The sequence below is a fragment of the Limosilactobacillus oris DSM 4864 genome, from assembly GCF_001434465.1.
Taxonomy (GTDB): Bacteria; Bacillota; Bacilli; order Lactobacillales; family Lactobacillaceae; genus Limosilactobacillus; species Limosilactobacillus oris.
Genome location: NZ_AZGE01000057.1, coordinates 1 through 1,675 on the forward strand (window position 1 = coordinate 1; position 1,675 = coordinate 1,675).

Annotated in this window: 2 protein-coding genes; both read right to left on the bottom strand. The window is 39.3% G+C overall.

The window, feature by feature from the left end; translation table 11 throughout:
• Nucleotides 1-46 precede the first annotated feature (46 nt).
• Nucleotides 47-997, bottom strand: coding sequence for an IS3 family transposase (locus FC49_RS09555; protein ID WP_338107328.1), 951 nt, complete (start codon nucleotides 995-997; stop codon nucleotides 47-49).
• Complete coding sequence (locus tag FC49_RS09560; protein WP_191980136.1) at nucleotides 895-1,608, bottom strand: helix-turn-helix domain-containing protein; 714 nt, start codon at nucleotides 1,606-1,608, stop codon at nucleotides 895-897. Before FC49_RS09560 ends, FC49_RS09555 begins: the two co-directional genes overlap by 103 nt.
• Nucleotides 1,609-1,675: the final 67 nt, after the last annotated feature.

Consider the following 1,675-nt stretch of genomic DNA (forward strand, 5'->3'; position numbering starts at 1 on the left):
GGCACTATGTCCAGTCAAGTATACAGGTTAAATAGATAAAATTAATTTAGGCGGCTTGATTGCGGAATTGTTCCGCGGTCAAGCCGTTTCTGCTTGTATAAGCACGTTTAGTATTAAAGTATTCAATGGCTCCTTTGACGAGTTGTTCTAGCTCTTCCAGTGTTTTTGGTCGGGCATGTTTATTCATCCAAACCAGCTTAAAGTCGTTCCACCAGCGTTCCATTGGTGAGTTCTCCCATGGGTGACCTGGATGTGACATACTGTGAACGCAATGTTTTGATGCTAAATAGTCGTTAAACATACTTGAACAGTAGGCTGCTCCACGATCAGTATGGATCATTGGCTGTGCATCAGGTTCAACCGCAAAAGCGCGATTGAAGGTTTCAATTACCGCTAATGAAGTTTCTGTATCTGAAATATTGGAACTTAAAGCGTAACGACCATATAAATCTAAAATAACGTGTACGCGTGCTTTACGAAGTGTGTGTTCGCCATAAACAACCTCTGTTGTATCGGTGACCCATACTTCATTTTTGTTTTCACGATTGAATTGCTCATTTAGTAGATTATCATTGACGTATTCTTCATGGCGTTGAATACGGTTATGTTTCTTCTTCCTAACGTTGGCTTGAATTCCATGCTTACGCATGCAGTTAGTTACTCGCTTTAGTCCGGCCGTAAAGCTCAATTGGTTCTCGAATTTTAACTGGGTAGTCATTGCTAAATATCCAAGCGTCCAATTATGTGTTTTTTCAAGTTCTAAGATCGCTTCAAGGAGTTCTACCTGCTCTTTCCGATAACGACTTGTCTTTCGATTGAGCCATTTATAGTAACCATCGCGTGAAACTCCAGCTGCCCTGCACAATCGACTGATTGACCAGTCATTTTCTCTATTTAGTTCTTGAATGGCCTGGAACTGGAATTCTTGTTCACCTCCCGATTGCGTATTTCCACTAATTTTTTTGCGAAGGCAATCTCCATTTCCTGATTTTGTAATTGGGCTTTCAGTAAACGGTTTTCTGCCTTAAGGCGGTCAACTTCTGTCCATTCTTTCTCAGGTTTAGTTTTACCCCGGCGATCACGTAGTGATTCCGGGTTATTACCACTCTTGAGGTATTTATGATACCAACCATAAACTTGATGATAGCTGACATGGTATTTTTCAACTGCCCAGTTGTAGTTAATATCATGTTTGATAAGCTCTTCGATAATCGTCAGTCGTTCTTCAAAGCTAGTTTTCCGTCCAGTCATTTTTGAATCTCGCTTTCTTGGCATAGATGCCCCTAAGTTAGATTCATTATACTGGATAATCCATTCCTTTAGTTGCGTTCTTGACCGCAATCCATGTTTAATCGCAAATAATTCCACTGAGTCATTTGATTGGTGATACTGTTCAACTAAAGAATACTTAAATTCTCTTGAATAACTTTGATTATGATGACCAGACTGAAGACCTGAGAGTCCTTGATATTTATATAATAGTCTCCAACGCCCGATAGTTTTCCGATCAATCTTATATCTAGTCGAAGTATCAGTAATTCCATACTGAGATACTTCACGAAGAATTAATAGCTTTTCTTTCGCTGAATATTTAGATTTTCTTCCCATAGAAAAAGCCCTCCGAGTACAAGATGAATTTTCTATTTCATCTGTATACTTAGAGGGCATTATAACC